Annotated in this window: 20 protein-coding genes; 9 read left to right on the top strand and 11 right to left on the bottom strand. The window is 67.5% G+C overall.

Going from position 1 to position 18,636, the window contains the following annotated elements:
- Positions 1 to 62: 62 nt before the first annotated feature.
- Positions 63 to 1,406: a TldD/PmbA family protein gene (locus tag G5V65_RS01610; RefSeq protein ID WP_165046664.1), complete on the top strand. Its 1,344-nt coding sequence runs from the start codon at positions 63 to 65 to the stop codon at positions 1,404 to 1,406.
- On the top strand, positions 1,393 to 2,178 hold the full coding sequence (locus G5V65_RS01615; protein WP_165046665.1) for a 3'(2'),5'-bisphosphate nucleotidase CysQ: 786 nt from the start codon (positions 1,393 to 1,395) through the stop codon (positions 2,176 to 2,178). The genes G5V65_RS01610 and G5V65_RS01615 overlap by 14 nt, the downstream gene beginning before the upstream one ends.
- A gap of 72 nt (positions 2,179 to 2,250) precedes the next feature.
- On the opposite strand, the gene G5V65_RS01620 is transcribed toward G5V65_RS01615, so the two are convergent.
- The gene (locus tag G5V65_RS01620) at positions 2,251 to 4,662 is read right to left on the bottom strand and encodes a DEAD/DEAH box helicase (RefSeq protein ID WP_165046666.1); all 2,412 of its coding nucleotides are present in this window, start codon (positions 4,660 to 4,662) and stop codon (positions 2,251 to 2,253) included.
- 256 nt (positions 4,663 to 4,918) lie between these two features.
- On the opposite strand from G5V65_RS01620, the gene G5V65_RS01625 reads away from it, so the two are divergent.
- Genes G5V65_RS01625 through lpxK form a run of 3 tightly spaced genes read left to right on the top strand, consistent with a single transcriptional unit; the run spans position 4,919 to position 7,384 of the window.
- Positions 4,919 to 5,164, top strand: a complete 246-nt coding sequence (locus G5V65_RS01625) for a DUF4170 domain-containing protein (protein ID WP_165046667.1) — start codon at positions 4,919 to 4,921, stop codon at positions 5,162 to 5,164.
- A 13-nt stretch (positions 5,165 to 5,177) separates the two neighbouring features.
- The gene (locus G5V65_RS01630) at positions 5,178 to 6,374 is read left to right on the top strand and encodes a 3-deoxy-D-manno-octulosonic acid transferase (RefSeq protein WP_165046668.1); all 1,197 of its coding nucleotides are present in this window, start codon (positions 5,178 to 5,180) and stop codon (positions 6,372 to 6,374) included.
- Positions 6,374 to 7,384, top strand: coding sequence for a tetraacyldisaccharide 4'-kinase (lpxK, locus tag G5V65_RS01635; protein ID WP_165046669.1), 1,011 nt, complete (start codon positions 6,374 to 6,376; stop codon positions 7,382 to 7,384). Before G5V65_RS01630 ends, lpxK begins: the two co-directional genes overlap by 1 nt.
- Here lpxK and G5V65_RS01640 read toward each other — a convergent pair.
- The 3 genes from G5V65_RS01640 to G5V65_RS01650 are packed head-to-tail and all read right to left on the bottom strand — an operon-like array spanning position 7,363 to position 9,651.
- Positions 7,363 to 8,490 (bottom strand): CaiB/BaiF CoA transferase family protein, encoded by a 1,128-nt coding sequence (locus G5V65_RS01640; protein ID WP_165046670.1) that lies wholly within the window; start codon positions 8,488 to 8,490, stop codon positions 7,363 to 7,365. The two genes, lpxK and G5V65_RS01640, sit on opposite strands and share 22 nt — an antisense overlap.
- 1 nt (position 8,491) lies before the next feature.
- Positions 8,492 to 9,112, bottom strand: a complete 621-nt coding sequence (locus tag G5V65_RS01645) for a DsbA family protein (RefSeq protein WP_241250401.1) — start codon at positions 9,110 to 9,112, stop codon at positions 8,492 to 8,494.
- Between the two features lie 14 nt (positions 9,113 to 9,126).
- Positions 9,127 to 9,651 carry a DUF721 domain-containing protein gene (locus G5V65_RS01650; protein ID WP_165046672.1) on the bottom strand — a complete coding sequence of 175 codons (525 nt, stop codon included), beginning with the start codon at positions 9,649 to 9,651 and terminating at the stop codon, positions 9,127 to 9,129.
- A gap of 79 nt (positions 9,652 to 9,730) precedes the next feature.
- Here G5V65_RS01650 and G5V65_RS01655 point away from each other — a divergent pair, with 79 nt between their 5' ends.
- Positions 9,731 to 10,792 (top strand): A/G-specific adenine glycosylase, encoded by a 1,062-nt coding sequence (locus G5V65_RS01655; protein WP_165046673.1) that lies wholly within the window; start codon positions 9,731 to 9,733, stop codon positions 10,790 to 10,792.
- 55 nt (positions 10,793 to 10,847) lie between these two features.
- The gene (locus G5V65_RS01660; protein ID WP_165046674.1) at positions 10,848 to 11,987 is read left to right on the top strand and encodes an alkane 1-monooxygenase; all 1,140 of its coding nucleotides are present in this window, start codon (positions 10,848 to 10,850) and stop codon (positions 11,985 to 11,987) included.
- Positions 11,988 to 12,024: 37 nt separating this feature from the next.
- Here G5V65_RS01660 and G5V65_RS01665 read toward each other — a convergent pair whose 3' ends face one another.
- The 5 genes from G5V65_RS01665 to G5V65_RS01685 form a co-directional block, all read right to left on the bottom strand.
- Entirely contained in the window at positions 12,025 to 12,648 is a 624-nt protein-coding gene (locus tag G5V65_RS01665) for a TetR/AcrR family transcriptional regulator (RefSeq protein ID WP_165046675.1), read from the bottom strand.
- Positions 12,649 to 12,791: 143 nt separating this feature from the next.
- On the bottom strand, positions 12,792 to 13,289 hold the full coding sequence (locus G5V65_RS01670; RefSeq protein ID WP_165046676.1) for a hypothetical protein: 498 nt from the start codon (positions 13,287 to 13,289) through the stop codon (positions 12,792 to 12,794).
- A 468-nt stretch (positions 13,290 to 13,757) separates the two neighbouring features.
- The gene (locus G5V65_RS01675) at positions 13,758 to 14,882 is read right to left on the bottom strand and encodes a site-specific DNA-methyltransferase (protein ID WP_165046677.1); all 1,125 of its coding nucleotides are present in this window, start codon (positions 14,880 to 14,882) and stop codon (positions 13,758 to 13,760) included.
- 88 nt (positions 14,883 to 14,970) lie between these two features.
- Positions 14,971 to 15,612, bottom strand: a complete 642-nt coding sequence (locus G5V65_RS01680; RefSeq protein ID WP_165046678.1) for a ribonuclease HII — start codon at positions 15,610 to 15,612, stop codon at positions 14,971 to 14,973.
- Between the two features lie 128 nt (positions 15,613 to 15,740).
- Positions 15,741 to 16,262, bottom strand: a complete 522-nt coding sequence (locus G5V65_RS01685) for a hypothetical protein (protein WP_165046679.1) — start codon at positions 16,260 to 16,262, stop codon at positions 15,741 to 15,743.
- A gap of 222 nt (positions 16,263 to 16,484) precedes the next feature.
- On the opposite strand from G5V65_RS01685, the gene G5V65_RS01690 reads away from it, so the two are divergent.
- Together G5V65_RS01690 and G5V65_RS01695 are read left to right on the top strand one after the other, a co-directional pair.
- The gene (locus G5V65_RS01690) at positions 16,485 to 16,775 is read left to right on the top strand and encodes a hypothetical protein (RefSeq protein ID WP_165046680.1); all 291 of its coding nucleotides are present in this window, start codon (positions 16,485 to 16,487) and stop codon (positions 16,773 to 16,775) included.
- Entirely contained in the window at positions 16,747 to 17,451 is a 705-nt protein-coding gene (locus G5V65_RS01695) for a response regulator transcription factor (RefSeq protein WP_165046681.1), read from the top strand. Before G5V65_RS01690 ends, G5V65_RS01695 begins: the two co-directional genes overlap by 29 nt.
- A gap of 297 nt (positions 17,452 to 17,748) precedes the next feature.
- Here G5V65_RS01695 and G5V65_RS01700 read toward each other — a convergent pair whose 3' ends face one another.
- Both G5V65_RS01700 and G5V65_RS01705 read right to left on the bottom strand, forming a co-directional pair.
- On the bottom strand, positions 17,749 to 18,213 hold the full coding sequence (locus G5V65_RS01700; protein ID WP_165046682.1) for a DUF6644 family protein: 465 nt from the start codon (positions 18,211 to 18,213) through the stop codon (positions 17,749 to 17,751).
- A complete protein-coding gene (locus G5V65_RS01705; protein WP_165046683.1) occupies positions 18,213 to 18,605 on the bottom strand; it encodes a DUF6152 family protein in 393 nt (130 codons plus the stop codon). The genes G5V65_RS01700 and G5V65_RS01705 overlap by 1 nt, the downstream gene beginning before the upstream one ends.
- Positions 18,606 to 18,636: the final 31 nt, after the last annotated feature.

Consider the following 18,636-nt stretch of genomic DNA (forward strand, 5'->3'; position numbering starts at 1 on the left):
CGGCGCTTGCGCTGCGGCCTGTGGCGGACTACCTGCAAAGGGCACCCGCCAGAGGATCGGCCATGACAGATATGCTTTCAAACCTGACGGACCGCCTGCTTGAGGCCGCACGCCGCGCCGGGGCCGAGGCGGCGGATGCGCTGGCCGTGCAGGGCACGTCGCTGACGATAGATGTCCGGCAGGGCAAGCTGGAACAGGCCGAGCGCGCGGAAGGCACGGAAATCGGGCTGCGGGTGCTGTTCGGCGGGAAACAGGCCTGCGTATCGGCATCGGATTTGTCGGACAGGACGATTGCCGCGCTGGCGGAACGGGCCGTGGCGATGGCGCGCGAGGCGCCCGAGGATCCCTGTGTCGGGCTGGCCGATCCGGGGCAACTGGCGCGGGGCTGGGATCTGGCGGCGCTGGATCTGGTGGATCCCACGCCCGAGCCGGATGCCGCGGCGCTGGAGGCCGATTGCCGCGCGGCCGAGGCTGCCGCCCTGGCGCGATCCGGGATCACGCAGGTCGAGGCATCGGCAGGCTATTCGGCGCGGGCCATGCATCTGGCCGCGTCGAACGGGTTTTCCGGTGGCTATGCGCGCAGTTCGCGGTCCATCTCGGCGGTGGCCTTTACCGGAAGCGGCACCGGGATGGAGCGGGACTGGGCCGGGGAAAGCCGGGTCTATCAGGGCGATCTGCCTGCGGCAGAGGGCATCGGCGCCTTGGCGGCAGAGCGGGCGCTGGCGCGGAGCGGGGCTGTCAAGCCGGTGACGGGTGTCTATCCGGTTCTGTTCGATGAACGGGTGGCATCATCGCTGATCGGGCATCTCTTGTCGGCAGTGAACGGGGCGGCGATTGCGCGCGGGGCAAGCTGGCTGCGCGATGCGCTGGGGCAGCAGGTGCTGCCGGCGGGGCTTTCGGTGATCGAGGATCCGCATCGGCCGCGCATCGGATCGTCGCGGCCCTTTGACGGCGAGGGGCTGCCGACGCGGCGGCGGGCCATCGTCGAGGATGGCATCCTGACGGGCTGGACGCTGGATCTGGCGACGGGGCGCAAGCTGGGGATGGCAAGCACCGCCAATGCGGCACGGGGCACGTCTTCGCCGCCCTCGCCCAGCACATCGAACATCGACCTGACGCAGGGGACGGCAACGCGCGAGGCGCTGCTGCGCGATATGGGGCGGGGGCTTTATGTCACCTCGATGATCGGGTCGACAATCAACCCGACCACGGGCGATTATTCCCGCGGGGCCGCCGGGTTCTGGGTGGAGAACGGGCAGATTTCCCATCCGGTGAACGAATGCACCATCGCAGGCAATCTGCGCGAGATGCTGCTGCGGCTGATCCCGGCGAATGACGCGCGGGCGCATCTTTCGACGCGGGTGCCATCCTGCCTGATCGACGGGCTGACCCTTGCCGGGGCCTGACGAGGATCTGGCGCTGCTGATCGGGGCGGCGCAAGAGGCGGGGCGGATCGCGCTGCGGTTCTGGAAGCGCAACCCGCGTGTCTGGGACAAGGGCGAGGAGGGCCCCGTCACCGAGGCGGATCATGCCGTGAACGAGGCGCTTTTGCGCCGCCTGCGGGCGGCACGGCCGGATTATGGCTGGCTTTCGGAAGAGACGCCCGACGATCCGGCGCGGCTGGAGACGGAACATCAGTTCATCCTTGATCCTATCGACGGGACGCGGGCCTTCATCGCGGGCGAGGACAGTTTCAGCCATGCCATCGCCGTGGCGCGGCAGGGGGTGGTAACGGCGGGGGTTGTCTATCTGCCGGCGCTGGGGCGGATGTTTGCGGCAACCTGCGATGGTGCCGCGACGCTGAATGGCGCAGTGATCGAGGCGAGCCGTCTGCCGGGGATCGAGGGGGCCAATATCCTGACGCCTTCGGCCAACATGAAGCCCGAGCTTTGGCCCGGGGGCGTGCCCGATCTGAAGCGGAGTTTCCGCGCCTCGGTCGCCTATCGGCTGGCGCTGGTGGCGCAGGGGCGGTTCGACGGGATGCTGTCGTTCCGGCAGGGCTGGGAATGGGATATCGCGGCGGGCAGCCTGATCGCCAGCCGCGCCGGGGCGCGGGTGACGGATCGGGCGGGCCGGGCGCTGCGGTTCAATATGGCGGTGCCGAAGGCGGACGGGCTGATCGCGGCGGCGCCGGGCCTGCATGCGGCGCTGCTGGAACGCCTGCAGGCGGCGGGCTGAAGCCCTGTCCTGCAAGGAAAAAGGGGGCCTGACCGGCCCCCTTTTCATTGGCACGACGATGGACGGCCGGGATCACTTTTTCCGTGGCGGAACAAAGCGTTTGGACGTGTCGCGCGCATCCGCCTTGGGCTTGGCCGGGCGTGCCGCGGGCTTTGCCGGGGCGGGTTTGCCGCCGGGCTTGGCGCGGAAGGGCTTGCCTTCGGCCCCTTCGGCGCGCGGCTTGAAGGGCTTGTCGCCCTTGGCGGCCCAATCCCCTTTCGGGCGGGGTGCATCGCCTTCGGCGCGGGGCTTTCTGGGGGCCCATTCGGCCTTGCCGCCCGAGGCGGCGTTGGCGTGGGATTTGAAGCCGGTGGCGCGGCCTGCGGGGCGATCGGTGCCTTCCGATCCGCGTGACGGGCCGCCATGGCTTTTGAATCCGGCGGAGCGCGGAGCGCCGCCTTCGGCCTTCCAGCGCGGCTTGCGTTCGGTATCGTCGCGCGGGGCATAGGGTTTCTTTTCAAAGGGTTTGCGGTCGCCGTCCTCACGCGGGGCGTAAGGCTTTTTCGCATAGGGTTTGCGGTCGCCCTCTTCGCGGGGGGCGGTGGCGCGCTTTTCGTAAGGCTTGCGTTCCGGCGCGCCGTCGCGCGGGGCATAGGGCTTGCGCGGGGCAGAGGGGCGGTCGCCATCCGGGTGCCAATCGGCCTTGGGCTTGCGTGCCGCGGCTGGTGCAGGGGCCGGTGCAGGGGCCGGTGCAGAAGCGGCGGGGCCGGACTCATCGTCTTCGACGATGCGGGGGGGCTTGCCGGAATAGCTGGGCTTGTCGGCGCGGTCCTCGCGCAGGGGGCGCGGGGTGACGCGACGTTCGGGCCGTTCGGCACGTTCGGGGCGGGCAGAGGGCGCGGGGCGCTGCGGGCGTTCCAGCGAGGGTTCGCCTTCCATGCGTTCCATCATCAGGCCCGGTTCGATTTCAACCATCGCGCCAAAGCGGCCGGAAAGCGGTTCGGCGATCTGGACAAGGGTGAAATCCTGCTGCACCCGGATCGCGCCGATCCCGTCCTTCGAGATGGAGCCGGTTTCGCAGATCTTGGGCAGGAGCCAGCGCGCCTCGGCCCGGCCGGTATGGCCGACGGACAGGCGATACCAGACCGAGGGGCCGAAGTCGCCGCGTTCGCGTGGCGGCAGGGCGGCGGGCGGGGGCAGGCTGTCGGAGAGAACCTCGGGCGCGGAGCGGCCTTCGCGCCAGAGGCGGATGAAGGCCGCGGCCACCTGTTCGCCGCCGAAGCGATCCAGCAGGGTGGCGGCCATTTCGGCCTCATCGCCCGGTTCCTGCGCGAGGGCGGGATGTTCGATCAGGCGGAGATCATCCTTGGCCTGCACCTCTTCGGCGCTGGGGGCCTTGCCCCATTCGGCGACAAGCTTTGCCCCCTGCAGCAGGCGCTGTGCCTTGCGGAATTCGGCGGGCGGCACGATCAGGGCCGAAACGCCCTTGCGACCGGCGCGGCCGGTGCGGCCCGAACGGTGGAGCAGGGTTTCGGAATTCGACGGCAGATCGGCATGGACCACCAGTTCCAGACCCGGCAGGTCGATCCCGCGGGCGGCGACATCGGTGGCGATGCAGACCCGCGCCCGGCCATCGCGCAGCGCCTGCAGCGCGTGCATCCGTTCCGACTGGCTGAGTTCGCCGGACAGGGCCACGGCCTGAAAGCCGCGATTGGCCATGCGGGCATAAAGGTGGTTCACATTCGCCCGCGTCTTGCAGAAGACGATGGCGGTCTGCGCCTCGTAGAAGCGCAGGACGTTGAAGATCGCATGTTCCTTGTCGCGGGCCTGAACCGAAAGCGCGCGATATTCGATGTCGACATGCTGGCGGGCCTCGCCCTGGGCGGCGATGCGCAGGGCATCGCGCTGGAAGGTGGCGGCCAGCTTTTCAATCTCTTTCGGCACGGTGGCCGAGAACATCAGCGTGCGGCGGTCTTCGGCGGCGGCGGCAAGGATGAATTCCAGATCTTCGGCAAAGCCGAGATCAAGCATCTCGTCGGCCTCGTCCAGCACCACGGCGCGGACGCCGGAAAGATCGAGCGAGCCGCGTTCGATGTGATCGCGCAGGCGGCCCGGCGTGCCGACGACGACATGCGCCCCGCGTTCGAGGGCGCGGCGTTCGGTGCGGTAATCCATCCCGCCCACGCAGGAGGCCAGCATCGCCCCGGCTTCGGCATAGAGCCACTGGAATTCGCGCTGCACCTGCTGGGCCAGTTCCCGCGTGGGGGCCACGATCAGCGCCAGCGGGCGATCGGCGAAGAGAAGCCGGTCCTGGCCTGCCAGAACGTCGGGGGCGATGGCGATGCCGAAGGCCACGGTCTTGCCCGAGCCTGTCTGGGCAGAGACCAGCAGGTCGCGGCCCGCGACTTCGGGCGCGAGCATCGCGGTCTGGACGGAGGTGAGGGTTTCATAGCCCTTGGCCGAAAGGGCCGCAGCCAGAGGCGCGGCAATCGTCTTGTCTGTCATGTCATTTCCTGAAGGGGCGGCTTGATGCGCCCGTGAAGCACCAGTGATCGGCACCTCATTCCCCTTCGCAGGACCGGCCTCCCAAACCGCCGCCTGCCCCGGAATCCTCGGGCCGTGCTGGGGGCATAGGGCAAAAGCGCGGGAATGTATAGCGATGCTTTGCCCGGGCCGCCGCCGATGGGCGGCTTGACCCTGCGGCCCGCCTCGTTACCCTGCGCCGGATTTCCACGACTCTTACCCCGCGGAGCGGAGAACCATGACACAGCGCCTGCATCTCGTCTTTGGCGGCGAGTTGGTGACACCCGAGAAGAATGTCTTCCGGGATGTTTCCAAGATCCATATCGTCGGGATGTATCCCGACTATGCCTCGGCCTTTTCGGCCTGGAAGGCAGAAGCGCAGAAGACGGTGGACAATGCCCATATGCGGTATTTCATCGCCCATCTGCACCGGCTGCGGGATGAAGAACATGCGGGATCCGCGACCGAAGCCTTCAGCCAGTAAGACCTGATCCCGAATGGCCTATTCCATCGGGCTGACGCTTTACAACCTGTCGAACCGGCGTGACTTCGGGTCCGTGGCCGAAAGGCCGGCGCGGCCCGCGGGGGCGCTGGTCTGGCTGCATGCGCCGGGGGCGGAGGCAGCGCGGTCGCTGCTGGAGTTGGCGCGGCGGCTGGTGGCAGAGGATGGGGTTGGCGTGCTTTTGACCTGTGCCGATCCGCTGCCCGCGCGGGAGGGCGTGATTCTGCAGGCGCCGCCGCCCGATACCCAGCCGGAGGCGGCGGCCTTTCTCGATCACTGGCGGCCGGATGTGGCGGTGTTTTCCGAAGGGGAGTTGCGCCCTGCCCTGCTGCATGAGGCGGCGGACCGGAAGATCGGGTTGTTGATGGTGGGGGCGCGGAACCCGGCCTTCCTGAAAGAGCGGGACGGCTGGTATCCGGGGTTGATGCGGGGATTGCTGGCCGAGTTCCGCGCCGTGCTGGCGGTTGATGAGGGCGCGGCGCGGGCCTTTCGCAAGGCGGGGGCGGTGCCTTCGGCCGTGCAGGTGATCGGCAAGCTGGAAGAGGAAAGCGCGGCCCTGCCCTGCCTTGAGGCAGAGCGCGATGCGCTGGCGCGGCAGTTGGCGACGCGGCCAGTCTGGCTGGCCGCCGCCCTGCCCGAGGCCGAGGAGGCGGCGGTGATCGCGGCGCATCGGTCGGCCTTGCGGCTGGCGCATCGGTTGCTGCTGATCGTGGTGCCGAAGGAGGCGTCACGGATCGAGGCGCTGGCGCAGAAGATGGAGAAGGAAGAGGGCTGGACCGTTGCCCGGCGCAGCGCGGAGGAAGAGCCGGAGCCGGAGACCGAGGTCTATATCGCCGATGGCGAGGGGGAGTTCGGGCTGTGGTACCGGCTGGCACCGATCACCTTTCTGGGCGGCAGTCTGGCAGGGGGCGGCTGCCTGCGCGACCCGCTGGAGCCTGCCGCGCTGGGATCGGCGATCCTTTACGGCCCGCGGCCCGGTATCCATGGCAGCACCTTCGGGCGGCTGGGCGCCGCGCGGGCGGCGCGGGCGGTGGGATCGGCCGCGGATCTGGCGGAGGCGCTGGCGGATCTGCTGTCGCCCGACCGGGCGGCGCGGTTGGCGCAGGCGGCCTGGGCCGTGGCATCTGACGGGGCGGAGGCCACGGAGCGCGTGATGGACCTGATCCGCAGGGTCATGGACGGAGAGGCGTGATGCGCGCGCCGGCGTTCTGGTTCACCGAACCGGCGCGGCCCGCGCTGCTGGCGCGGCTGCTGGGGCCGCTGGGGCGGGCCTATGCGGCGGCCACGGCGCGGCGGCTGCGGCAGGGCGGGGGCTATCGGGCCGGGGTGCCGGTGATCTGCGTGGGGAACCTGAACGCGGGCGGCACGGGGAAGACGCCCACGGTGATCGCCCTGCTGGAGCGGCTGGCCGCGCGGGGCGTGGCGGCGCATGTCGTGTCGCGCGGGCATGGCGGGCGGCTGGCAGGGCCGGTGCGGGTGGAAGAGCGGCGGCATGGCGCTGCCGATGTGGGGGATGAGCCGCTGCTGCTGGCGGCCTTTGCGCCCGTCTGGGTGGCGAAGGACCGCGCCGCCGGGGTGCGGGCGGCCGAGGCGGCCGGGGCGGGCGTGATCGTGCTGGATGACGGGTTTCAGAACCCGTCGGTGGAGAAGGACCTGAGCCTGATCGTCGTGGATGCGCGGCAGGGATTCGGCAATGGGCGCTGCCTGCCTGCGGGACCACTGCGCGAGCCGGTGGCGGTGGGGATGGCGCGGGCGGATCTGCTTTTGTCCATTGGCGATGCGGCGGCGCAGGCGGGGTTTGCGGCAGATTGGGGGCCGGCGATCCGCGTGCCGCATCTGACGGGGCGGCTGGAGCCGTTGCAGATGGGGATGGACTGGCAGGGGCTGCGCGTGATCGCCTTTGCCGGGATTGGCAATCCGGAAAAGTTCTTTGCCACGCTGCGGGCAGAGGGGGCGGAGGTGATCCGCGCGGTGCCGCTGGACGATCACCAGCCGCTGAGCGATGCGCTGATGGCGCGGCTGGAGCTGGAGGCGCGGGGATTGGGCGCGCAACTGGTGACGACAGAGAAGGATGCCGTGCGGTTGCCTGCCGCGTTCCGGATGAAGGTGCTGACCCTGCCGGTCCGGCTGCGGATCGGCGACGCCGCGCCGCTGGATGCGGCGCTGGCGCGGATCGGGGTTCAGCCCAGGATTTCGTCCTGATGTTCGCCCAGTTTCGGGGCGGGCCTGTCCAGCGACAGGGATGCCTCTGAAAAGGTGAAGGGGGAGCGGACGCCCGGAATGCCGCCCATGTCCAGCCGCATGCCACGGGCGATGACCTGCGGATCGGCAAAGACCTCGGCCAGGGTGTTGATCGGGCCTGCGGGAACGCCGCTGTCTTCGCAGGCCTGCAGGAGATCGGCCTTGGTCCATTTCACCGTAGCTGCGGTGATGGCGGCGGTCATGGCTTCGCGGTTGCGAACGCGGTCGGCATTCGTGAGGTAATCGGGATGTTCGGCCATGGCTTCCAGCCCGAGGATGGCGCAGAGCTTGCGGTACTGGCCATCGTTGCCGGTCGCGAGGATGATCCAGCCATCGGCGCAGTCGAACACGGCATAGGGGGCAAGGTTGGGGTGGGCATTGCCCATCTTGGCGGGGGCCTTTCCGGTGGTGAGGTAGTTCATGTTCTGGTTGGCCATGATGGCGGTGGCCACATCCATCAGCGCCATGTCGATCTGCTGGCCCCGCCCGGTGACCCCGCGCTGCACGAGGGCGGCGAGGATCGCCGTGGCGGCATAGACGCCGGTGAAGACGTCCGTCACGGCGACGCCCACCTTCTGTGGCTGGCCATCCTTTTCGCCTGTCACGCTCATCAAACCGGCCATGCCCTGGATGATGAAATCATAGCCCGCGCGATGGGCATAGGGGCCGGTCTGGCCGAAACCGGTGATCGAACAATAGACCAGCCGGGGATTGACCTTCTGCAGCGAGGGCCAGTCGAGCCCGTATTTCGCCAGCCCGCCGACCTTGAAATTCTCGATCACCACATCGGCATCGGCCACCAGGCGGCGCACGGTTTCCTGCCCCTCGGGCGTGCGGAAATCGCAGGTGACGGAGCGTTTGCCGCGGTTCGTGGCATGGAAATAGGCGGCGGAACGGTCGCCTTCGCGTTCGATGAAGGGGGGCCCCCATTGGCGGGTGTCATCACCTTCGGGGGATTCGACCTTGATCACCTCGGCCCCCAGATCGGCCAGGGTCTGGCCGGCCCAGGGACCGGCCAGGATGCGGGCGAGTTCGATGACCCTTATGCCAGCCAGCGGGGCGGACATGTCATTCGGCCAGCTTGGCGTCGATGATCGCCTTCATGTCCTCGAAGGACATGTTGGAATGCTTTTCGCCGTCGATCATGAAGCTGGGCGTGCCTTCGATGCCATCGGCAGCCATGTTGGTTTCGAAATGGGCGACCATGGCTTCGGCCTTGGCGCCGTCCTTGAAGCAGGCATCCAGCGCGGCATCGTCAAGCCCGGCGGATTTGCCGATGGTGCGCAGATTGCCGACCACGACATTCGGATCATCCGAGGCGGCCCATTCCTGCTGCTGGTCGAAGAGCATGTCGACGATGCCGAAATAGCGCATCTCGCCACCGCAGCGGGCGACCATGGCGGCCCAGAGACCGTAGCGATCGAAATAGACCTCGCGGTAGGTGAAGCGGACCTTGCCGGTATCGACATATTCCGACTTCAGCCGCGGCCAGACATTGGCGTGGAAGGTGGCGCAATGCGGGCAGGTGAAGGAGGCGTATTCGGTGATCTGCACCGGAGCATCGGCGGCGCCGAGGGCGAAATCCGTGATCTCGACCGTGGCGGGGGCTTCGGTTTCCTGCGCCGGGGCGGCCAGAGGGAGAAGCCCGATCAGGGCGACAGTGGCGGCGGCGGCGAATTTCTGGAGCATCGGTTTCTGCCTTCTCATGTTTTGCGGCGAGTTAAGATGTTTTGGGCCAGGGCTTCAAGGGCGGCCCTGAGGCCGGGATCGGCAACCGGTGCCGCGGTTTCGCGGGCCTCGGCCAGCACGTCCGGCGCGGGGGCCGGGGTGGTTTTCGGTTTGGCCATGAATTCGGCCTGACCTTCGGCAAAGCCGGTGGCGGCGGTCTGGGTGAGAGAGATGCGCGAGATGGCGCGGTAGCCGTAGATGGCGTTGACCTTTTCCACGATGCGGGGCAGTTGCATCTGCACCATGGGCGCATGGGCAGAGGCGACGAGAAGCGTCAGCGTGGCCCCCATGCCTTCGCGGGTATGGCCGATCTTGACCGGGCGCGTCATGGCGGCGAGATCTGCCCCCACGACTTCGGGCCAGTGGGTGAGCAGGCGGGTGACGGCAAAGCCGCGGCTTTCGGTGGCGTTGCGGATCGGATCGCGCAGGAAGCCTGCGGCCGCCTCGAATCCGCGCATGCGGCGGTGCGGGTCTGGCGGAGGAAGCGGCTTGCGGGTCATCTGGTCCTTCCGGGGTTCGCCGCTATTCTAGCGACAGGGCGCGGCGGTGCAAACGCGGGCGCGGGAAAGGGCGTAAAGAATGCGTGACATGCCTGCGAGCGATCTCTCGGCCCTGCTGCTGGCCTGGTATGACCGGAATGCCCGGGTCATGCCCTGGCGCGTGCCGCCCGAGCAGAAGATGGCCGGGGTGCGGCCCGATCCCTATCGCGTCTGGCTGTCGGAGGTGATGCTGCAGCAGACGACCGTGGCGGCGGTGCGGGCCTATTTCCTGCGGTTTACGGAGCGCTGGCCGACGGTGGCCGACCTTGCCGCCGCCGAGGATGCCGAGGTGATGGGGGAATGGGCGGGCTTGGGATATTACGCGCGGGCGCGGAACCTGCTGGCCTGTGCGCGGGCGGTGGTGCGGGATCATGGCGGGGTGTTTCCGGCCACGCGCGAGGGGCTGCTGGGCCTGCCGGGGATCGGGCCCTATACGGCGGCGGCGATTGCCGCGATTGCCCATGACGAAGCGGCGGTTGTGGTGGATGGGAATGTGGAGCGCGTGATGGCGCGGCTGTGGCGGGTGGAGGCGCCGCTGCCGGGGGCGAAGGCGGAACTGACGCGGCTGGCCGGGCTGCTGACGCCGGAGGACCGGCCCGGGGATCATGCGCAGGCGGTGATGGATCTGGGGGCCACGATCTGCACGCCGCGCAATCCGGCCTGCGGGATCTGTCCGTGGCGTGGCGCCTGCCGCGCCGAGGCGGAGGGGGTGCAGGCGAGCCTGCCGCGCAAGGCGGCGAAGGCCGCCAAGCCGGTGCGCGAGGGGGTGCTGTGGATCGCCCGGCGCGCGGATGGCGCCTGGCTGGTGGAGCGGCGGGCAGAGCGCGGGTTGCTGGGCGGGATGCTGGGATTTGCCGGATCGGGCTGGGATGGCGGGGGGGGCGATGCGCCGCTGTCCCTGCCTTGGCAGGAGATCGGCGAGGTGCGGCATACCTTCACGCATTTCCACCTTGTCCTGCGGGTTCTGGTTGGCCGCGCCGGGATGGAGGCGGTGCCAGAGCGGGGCATGTTCCTGCCGGGGGATGCCTTTCGCCCGGCGGATCTGCCCACCGTGATGCGCAAGGCGCATGACCTGGCCAAGGGCGCGCTTTCGCCGCCTTGAGCCGGGCGGGGCGGCGGCGTATCTGTTGGGGTGATGGTGCCTGACAGGTGAATTGATGACGATTCCCACGGTTGACGTTCAAAGACTGTCGCATGCCCTGCCGTTCTGGATTTCGCTGGCCCTTGTGCCGCTGGTCGTTCTGGGGGCCGTGCGGGGGGGCTGGACGATCCTTCTGGTGCCGGCGGCGACCTGGTGGCTGTTCACGCTGCTGGATCGGCTGACCGGCAAGGAAGAGGAGAACGCCGACCTGTCCACGCCGGAGGCGGCGCTGGGGTGGTATCGGGCGGTGACGCTGATCTGGTTTCCGGTGCAGTTCGCGCTGCTGGTCTGGCTGTTGTGGTATGTGCCACGGGCAGGCCATCTGGACCTGATCGAGCGGCTGGGCGTGTTCTTTGGCATGGGGGTGATTTCGGGCGCTGTCGGGATCAACTACAGCCATGAGCTGATGCATCAGAAATCGCGGCTGGAACGCTGGCTGGCGGATCTGCTGCTGGCGACGGTGCTTTACAGCCATTTCCGATCCGAACATCTGCGGGTGCATCATCTTTGGGTGGGCACGCCGCGCGATCCGGTGACGGCGCGCTATAACGAGGGGTTCCACCGCTTTTTCCCGCGGGTTCTGGTGCAATGCCCGCGGTCGGCCTGGAGCGCCGAGGCGGCGATGCTGGCGCGGCGGGGGCGGCCGTGGTGGGACCGGGCAAATCCGTTCTGGCGATACGGGGCGTTGCAGGCGGGGATGTGCCTGCTGGCACTTGGGCTGGGGGGATGGGCCGGGCTGGGGCTGTTCCTGGTACAGGCGGCGGTTGCGATCTGGCAGCTGGAGCTGGTGAATTACATCGAGCATTACGGGCTGACGCGGCGGCATCTGGGCGAGGGGCGATACGAGCATGTCTTGCCGCGCCATTCCTGGAATACCGATTACAAGGCATCGAACTGGCTGCTGATCAACCTGCAGCGGCATTCGGATCATCACTACAAGCCCGACCGCCGCTTTCCGCTGTTGCAGACCTACGATGCGGACGAGGCCCCGCAACTGCCGCTGGGCTATCCGGTGATGACGATTGCGGCGATGATCCCGCCCCTGTGGAAGCGGATCATGAATCCGCGGGTGAAGGACTGGCGCAGGCGGTTCTATCCCGACATCACCGACTGGCATGCCTATAACAAGGGGCTGAACCCGATGCCGTGGCAATGAGCGGGGTTCAGGCGGGGTTTGATCGGGCGGGGATTGATCAGGCGGGGGCGTGGCCGCGCAGGAAAAGCCGCACCGCGCGCAGGACATGGGCGCGGATGTCCGCGTCGCTGTGATCGCAGCCGCCGCAGAAGCGGCGCTCCATCGCATCGAAGCCAAGCCAGAGGGCCAGCAGATCCTCGGCCGCGTAATCGGGATCGTCCACCGCGAGGCGGCCCTGGGCCTGCGCTTCGGCGATCATCGCGGAAAGCAGCTTGCGCACCTGGCCGGGGCCTGCGTCAAAGAAGCGGCGGCCGAGGGTGGGGTTGCGCTGCGCCTCAAGGCTGACTGCGCGGTCGAGGGCGAGGTGGCAGGGCTGGGTAAGCATGTAGATCAACGCCATGCCGAAGCCGGTGAGACGGTCTTCCAGCGTGCCGTCATCCGGGATGCGGGTGGCGAGTTTTTCGCGCAGGCGTTCGGTTTCGCGTTCGACGATGGAATCGAAGATCGTCGCCTTGTCGCCGAAATGGCCATAGACGGTGACCTTGGACACGCCCGAGCGGGCGGCGATCGCCTCGATCGCGACGCCGTCGATACCGCGTTCGGCAAAGAGCGACTGGGCGGCGTCGAGGATCGCCTCGCGCTTTTCCAGATCCTTGGGGCGGCCGGGCGACCGAAGGGCCATTGCATCCATCTCGCAGGGGGAAACCAACGGGGCGGAGGCTACGCGCGGATCGGATTCGGGGCAAGGCATGGGGACACTCCGATGGCAAAGGGCCAGCCGCCCCGGGGACGGCTGGCCTTGGCTGCCCTTGTCAGGGGCGGGGATCAGTCGTCATGCGGCTGCAGGGCGACGAGTTCGGCCAGGGTGTATTGCGCCGGATCGACACCGATGGAGGCGGCGAGTTGCGCTTCGCCGGGGGTGACCACTTCGGCCGGGTTGGGCGCACGGCGGCTGTCACCCGAGAGGATGAAGCGGATCTCGGCCGTGTCGCCATCTTCCCGGGCGCGGATCAGGCGTTGCAGTTCGCTGGCGCTGTATTCGCCCGGTTCAACGCCCGCGGCGGCGGCAAGCTGGGCATCGCCGGTGGCCCGGCTCGTGCGGTTGGCACCGGAGAGATAGAAGTTCAGCCGGGTGGTTTCGCCTTCCTGGCGGGCTTCGAGGATGTTGATCAGTTCGGTGCGCGTGTAGCGGCCCGGTTCGACGCCGGCGGAGAGGGCGAGTTGCACATCGCCCGCATTCAGGCCCGGCTGGGCGCTGGAGGCAGAGGCGGCACCCGTCAGGGCAGCGAGGATCAGGGCCGAAGCGGTAAGGTTACGGAACATTGGATTTCCCTTTCATCTTTGGGAGGTGTCGGCATGCATCCACCGGCCCGTGCAGGAGTGCCCGGCAAGCGGTTCGGCGATGCGGTGGGTTTCAGTTCGACGGGGCGCGATGGCCCCTGTTCAGGAAGCAATGGGGGTGAGTTGGGGGATCAGCACATTCTGGGTTCCTGCATCTTTCCTGCTGTTCGCGTTTCGATGCTGGATAGATATACTGAACGATGTCGTATGCAATATAAAAAATGAACGGTTGCGTTCATTAAATTCACGTGAGCTGTGCAGGAGGGGGGCTTGACGACGGGTGCGGGTCACACCACGCGCGCAGGCGGCCTCTGCCACCCTTGCAGAGGCAGGTTAGCGGATCGTCAAGCGGCCGCGCCGAAACGGAAAAGGCCCCGCCATGCGGACATGGCGGGGCAGTGGCGCCGCGGGCGGACCACGGCGCAGGCGTAAACTGTCATGCGGGTGGGATCAGTGCGGGCGGCCCTGATCGGCCTCCATCTCGGCCCGGATCTGCTGGCGCAGGATGTCGATGGGGATCATCTTTCCATCACGCTTGAAGTGCCAGTAGGTCCAGCCATTGCAGGAGGGGGCGCCTTCGTAATGCGCGCCGACCTGGTGGATGGAGCCCTTGATATCATTGCCGATCAGCGTGCCATCGGCGCGGACCTTGGCCTTGAAGCGGTTGCCGATGGAAAACAGTTCCTCACCGGGGCGCAGCATGCCGCGTTCGACGACCTGGCCAAAGGGAACGCGCGGTTCGGCGCGTTTGGAGCCGGTGATTTCCAGCGCGGAGGCATCGAATTTGCGGATGCGCGAGAGGCGTTCGGTGGCGGCGCGGCGATAGGCCTCTTCGCGTTCGATGCCGATGTAATCGCGGCCCAGCATCTTGGCCACGGCGCCGGTGGTGCCGGTGCCGAAGAAGGGATCCAGCACCACATCACCGGGATTGGTGGTGGCGACGAGGATGCGGTGCAGGAGCGCCTCGGGCTTTTGGGTGGGATGGGCCTTGTCGCCGTTTTCGTCCTTCAGGCGTTCATGGCCGGTGCAGAGCGGGATTACCCAGTCAGAGCGCATCTGCACGCCGTCATTCAGGGCCTTCAGCGCCTCGTAGTTGAAGGTGTATTTGGCGGCCTCGTCCCGGCTGGCCCAGATCAGGGTTTCGTGGGCATTGGTCAGACGCTTGCCCTTGAAGTTGGGCATCGGGTTCGACTTGCGCCAGACGACATCGTTCAGCATCCAGAAGCCCGCATCCTGCAGGGCGGTGCCGACGCGGAAGATGTTGTGATAGCTGCCGATGACCCAGATCGCGCCGTTGGGTTTGAGCAGGCGGCGCGCGGCTTTCAGCCAGTCGCGGGTGAACTGGTCATAGGCGGCGAAGCTGCTGAACTGGTCCCAGTGGTCGTCGACGGCATCGACCTTGGAATTGTCGGGGCGGTGAAGATCGCCCTTGAGTTGCAGGTTGTAGGGGGGATCCGCGAAGATCAGGTCGATGGAGCCTGCGGGCAGGCTGTTCATCAGGTCGATGCAGTCACCAGCCAGAATCTGGTTGAGCGGAAGCGGTGCCGCCTCTGCTGCCTTGGATTTCGTCGTCATCTCTGCCTCGTGTCGGCTGCTTGTTGCGCCGTTCTTGTTGCGGTCAAAGATGAGTCAGGAGCGATTCGCCGTCAAATTCTTTTTTGAATCAAGGGGTTACAGAAATATCTTGATACAAGATGTTGTGGACGGGCTTGAAGGAACGTCTATGGTGTGGGGTAATTCCAAAATCTAGAAGCGCCTTGAGATGGGCCTGTGTTGGGTAGCCTGCGTTAACATTCCAGCCGTAGGCGGGGTATTGTTGCGCCAAATCCACCATGATCCGATCACGCGTCACCTTGGCCACGATGGAGGCTGCGGCGATGGAGAGGCTGCGCGCGTCGCCCTTGACGATGGCCGTGGCGGGGATGGTGAGGCCTTTCGGGATGAGGTTGCCGTCGATCAGAGCATGATCGGGATTGGTTGACAGGCCGTTTATCGCGCGTTCCATCGCCAGATGGCTGGCGCGGAGGATGTTGAGTGCGTCGATTTCCTCGACGCTGGCATGGGCGATGGAGACCTGGGCCGTGGCCATGATCGCGGGAAAGAGGGCGGCGCGGCGGGCCTCTGTCAGGGTTTTGGAATCGTTCAGGCCGGGGGGGATGCGGTCGGGATCGAGGATCACGGCGGCGGCGGTGACGGGGCCTGCAAGGGGGCCGCGACCCACCTCATCCACGCCGCAGATGGCGGCGAAGCCCTGGGCGCGGGCGGCGGATTCGAAGCTGAGATCGGGAAAGGTGCGCGGGGACATGGGGATGGCCTAGCGGATGGGCCCGCGCCGGGGAAGCGGGAAAAGGATGGGGATGGAGGCTGCTCACCCCTCCACCCCCGGAAGGGGCACGGCTGGGGCAGGATGCCGTGCCCGGATCGACCCCCGGATCAGTAGCGGGGGCCGCCCACCCGGAAGCCTGCATCGCGCAGGCATTGATCCGAGTAGATGCGATCGTTGCGGCCATAGATCCGCGCGGTGCGGGCGCAGTGCTGCGGCAGGCGGTAGGTGAAGCCTTCGTCGCGCAGGCAGCTTTCGCCATAGACGGTGGCGGTGCCGGAATTGCCCGAAATCTCGATGGCGCAGACCGAGGGCACGCGCGGGTGATGCGAGGGCCGGGGCTTGTGATGCGGATAGGGATCAAGGGGTTGCTGGGCCTGGGCGCGGTTGCGGTTCTTGTTCACCTGGCTTGCGATGATGCCCACGATGGCCAGCGCCGCCAGCGCCTTGGCGAGATCGTCATTGTCGGCGCGGGCGGGAATCGCGCTGCCCGCGAGCAGGCCCAGCACGGTGGCCGCGGCGGCGACGGTTGCCACGAGGCGGCGGCCGATGCGGCGCGGCGCATCAGGCGAGGGACGGGGAAGGTTGGATGTCAGGGCCGAGGTTTCGGCCAGGTTCAGCGGGGTGGTCATCGCGGCCTCCTGTCTGGATTCGCCTGTGTTTCCTGTATGTTGCCGGGGTGGTGTGGCACCCGGGCCTTCGATGCGATGAGGGTGGGGCGAGGCGGGCCGGACAGGCAATAACGGCGGCTTGATATGGGATAACAGCCGCCCCGCGCCGCCGCCGGGGGGCATTGTCATTGCCTAGCGGGCGGGCTGCGGGCATGGTGCGGGCAAGAACGGAGGTGACGTCCGATGAAACGCCTTTTCCTTGCCGCGACGGTGCTGCTGGCCCTGGGGCAGCAGGCTTCTGCCGAGTGCTATGCCGATTACAAGGCAAAGCAGGACGATCCCCTGCGCCTGCATTATGGGGTGGCGCAGGTCAGCGACGGGGCCTGTGCAGGCGGGCCGGGGGCGGCGGCGGGGGAACTGGCGCCGCGGCTGGCCTCTGGCGGCTGGACCTTGCTGAATGTGCTGTCGGTCTTTGGACCCGAGGGACTTGGGGAAAGGAAATCGAGTGCAGGAGAATATTTCCTCCGCTTCTGAAAGTCTGAAGGCGGGGAACCGGGTTGTTGCCGGGGGGATCGCGGCGATTGTCGCGATCCTGCTGGGGGCGGCGGTGTTCCTGTTCATCAACCTGCCGGATGCGAATGCCTTCAACGCCAAGGTGGAGCGATTGTTCGTCGAGAATGACGACCTGACCAGTTTCGCCGACATCAAGCTGTTGGAAATACTGGCACAATCGGGGACGGCCTTTTCCGAGGTGCTGGCAAGCTATCGCATGGTGATCTTTGTCCTGCTGGTGTTTTCCACCGCGCTAATGGTGGCGGCGCTGGTTTTCCTTGTGACGATCATCGCGCTGAACCGGCGGATTTCGGCGATCCAGCGGTCGGGGATCCAGGTGGCGAGCCTGTTGATCAGCCGCGAGGGGAGGGCCGTCTATATCAATGACATGGAGTTCCAGTTGACCGAAGCCGCGCTGGAGACGATGGCCGTGCTGGCCGAGGCGCGGATGGATGACGAGGTGCTGACCGGCGCGCAGATCGAGGCGGTGATTTCGGGGCGGAACGAGGCGGATTGCGACGAGGCGGCGGGGGCGACGCGGGTGAAGCGGCTGCGCGATGCGCTGGGCAATCAGCTGGTGAGCGAGTTGCTGGTGAAGACGATTGCCCGTCGCGGCTATGTGCTGGCGGTGGGCAAGGATGCGATACGGATGGTCTAAGCGGCTGTTTACGTTGTATTTCTTCTGACCTTTGAGCCTGCGCCCGATGGGCAGCTTTCCGTGCAGCAGGGCGTGCATACGCGCGGTGTCTTCATTCCTTTTCAGGCCGGGCGGACGGCGGCGGGCCGGGCCTTGCAGAAGGGTGGTGCAACGGGCGGTGCAGAGGCGCGGTGCAGGGCATGGTGCAGATGGGGTGCGGGCCGGTTGCGTGAAGGATGGCGAAGGGTAAAGGGCGGGTTTCGCGGGCAGGATGGCGCGAAAGCTTTCCCGAAGGTTTAGCCGGGCGCGCGGCGCGGGTCAGAGGAAGCCGATCCAGCGGCCTGCGAGGAGGATGGAAAGCCAGAGCAGCGCCGATGCCGCGGCCATGAGGCGCAGCGCGGGCGGGGGCTGCGCCCCCGACAGCACCTGCGCCCATGCCCGGCTGCGGGTGACAAGGACGGCGTTCAGGAGGGCCGCGGCGAGAAGCGCGAGCTTTATCCGGAAGGCGGGGTTGGTGGCATATTCCGCCGGGTTGGTGGCGAAAAGCGCCGCGCCGGTGAGGAGGGCAAGGGTCAGGCCCGCCAGCGCCATGCCGCGCAGCAGGGGTGCGATGGCGGGAAGGGCTGTGCGGGGAAAGGCCCCGGCGAGGCGCAGGTCGAGGGGCAGGATCGCGCCGATGAGCAGCGCGATGCCGAGGATATGGCTGGCATTGACCAGGAGATAGGCCGTGGCCGAGCGGCGCAGCAGGGTGGATAGCGCGCTGTCGGCCAGAAGGTCGAGCATCAGCCGCCGATGCGTTCGGGGTAGAAGTCGTAATCCGTGCCGTTCAGCGTGATGCGGACGGCCTTCATCAGGGCGGTGCCGTCCAGGGCGCGATTGCCGAGGATGGTGATGGCATCGCCCGGTTTCGCCGTGGCTTCGCCGAAGCCCGCCCGTTCGGTGCGGCCGGGATTGCCGAGTTCGATCACCCATTCGCGGCCCGTCTCATCGGTGACGGTGAGTTCGGGGTGGGGCGGGGCGAGGGAGATGGCGGTGATGGTGGCCTGGAGGGTGGTTTCCTCTGCCTCGGCCCAGGACCAGCCGTGATGGGCGAGGACGGGGGTCGCGAGGGTGACGGAGGCCCCGGCGAGGGCGGAGGCGAGGAGGAGGACGCGGAAGGGGGCGGGTTTCTTCATCTGCGGTGACCTTTGACCATGCATCTTTCAG

The organism is Paragemmobacter kunshanensis, from assembly GCF_011059185.1.
Lineage (GTDB): Bacteria > Pseudomonadota > Alphaproteobacteria > Rhodobacterales > Rhodobacteraceae > Paragemmobacter > Paragemmobacter kunshanensis.

What these genes read in the sequence shown, in the direction of transcription:
- G5V65_RS01665 (WP_165046675.1), bottom strand. Translation starts at nt 12,648, where the DNA reads ATGGCCCTTCGGTCGCCCGGCCGCCCCAAGGATCTGGAAAAGCGCGAG.
- G5V65_RS01675 (WP_165046677.1), bottom strand. Translation starts at nt 14,882, where the DNA reads ATGACGACGAAATCCAAGGCAGCAGAGGCGGCACCGCTTCCGCTCAAC.
- G5V65_RS01680 (WP_165046678.1), bottom strand. Translation starts at nt 15,612, where the DNA reads ATGTCCCCGCGCACCTTTCCCGATCTCAGCTTCGAATCCGCCGCCCGC.
- G5V65_RS01625 (WP_165046667.1), top strand. Translation starts at nt 4,919, where the DNA reads ATGACACAGCGCCTGCATCTCGTCTTTGGCGGCGAGTTGGTGACACCC.
- G5V65_RS01660 (WP_165046674.1), top strand. Translation starts at nt 10,848, where the DNA reads ATGACGATTCCCACGGTTGACGTTCAAAGACTGTCGCATGCCCTGCCG.
- G5V65_RS01645 (WP_241250401.1), bottom strand. Translation starts at nt 9,112, where the DNA reads ATGCTCCAGAAATTCGCCGCCGCCGCCACTGTCGCCCTGATCGGGCTT.
- G5V65_RS01650 (WP_165046672.1), bottom strand. Translation starts at nt 9,651, where the DNA reads ATGACCCGCAAGCCGCTTCCTCCGCCAGACCCGCACCGCCGCATGCGC.
- G5V65_RS01705 (WP_165046683.1), bottom strand. Translation starts at nt 18,605, where the DNA reads ATGAAGAAACCCGCCCCCTTCCGCGTCCTCCTCCTCGCCTCCGCCCTC.
- G5V65_RS01620 (WP_165046666.1), bottom strand. Translation starts at nt 4,662, where the DNA reads ATGACAGACAAGACGATTGCCGCGCCTCTGGCTGCGGCCCTTTCGGCC.
- G5V65_RS01655 (WP_165046673.1), top strand. Translation starts at nt 9,731, where the DNA reads ATGCGTGACATGCCTGCGAGCGATCTCTCGGCCCTGCTGCTGGCCTGG.
- G5V65_RS01630 (WP_165046668.1), top strand. Translation starts at nt 5,178, where the DNA reads ATGGCCTATTCCATCGGGCTGACGCTTTACAACCTGTCGAACCGGCGT.
- G5V65_RS01685 (WP_165046679.1), bottom strand. Translation starts at nt 16,262, where the DNA reads ATGACCACCCCGCTGAACCTGGCCGAAACCTCGGCCCTGACATCCAAC.
- G5V65_RS01610 (WP_165046664.1), top strand. Translation starts at nt 63, where the DNA reads ATGACAGATATGCTTTCAAACCTGACGGACCGCCTGCTTGAGGCCGCA.
- G5V65_RS01690 (WP_165046680.1), top strand. Translation starts at nt 16,485, where the DNA reads ATGAAACGCCTTTTCCTTGCCGCGACGGTGCTGCTGGCCCTGGGGCAG.
- G5V65_RS01700 (WP_165046682.1), bottom strand. Translation starts at nt 18,213, where the DNA reads ATGCTCGACCTTCTGGCCGACAGCGCGCTATCCACCCTGCTGCGCCGC.
- lpxK (WP_165046669.1), top strand. Translation starts at nt 6,374, where the DNA reads ATGCGCGCGCCGGCGTTCTGGTTCACCGAACCGGCGCGGCCCGCGCTG.
- G5V65_RS01670 (WP_165046676.1), bottom strand. Translation starts at nt 13,289, where the DNA reads ATGTTCCGTAACCTTACCGCTTCGGCCCTGATCCTCGCTGCCCTGACG.
- G5V65_RS01640 (WP_165046670.1), bottom strand. Translation starts at nt 8,490, where the DNA reads ATGTCCGCCCCGCTGGCTGGCATAAGGGTCATCGAACTCGCCCGCATC.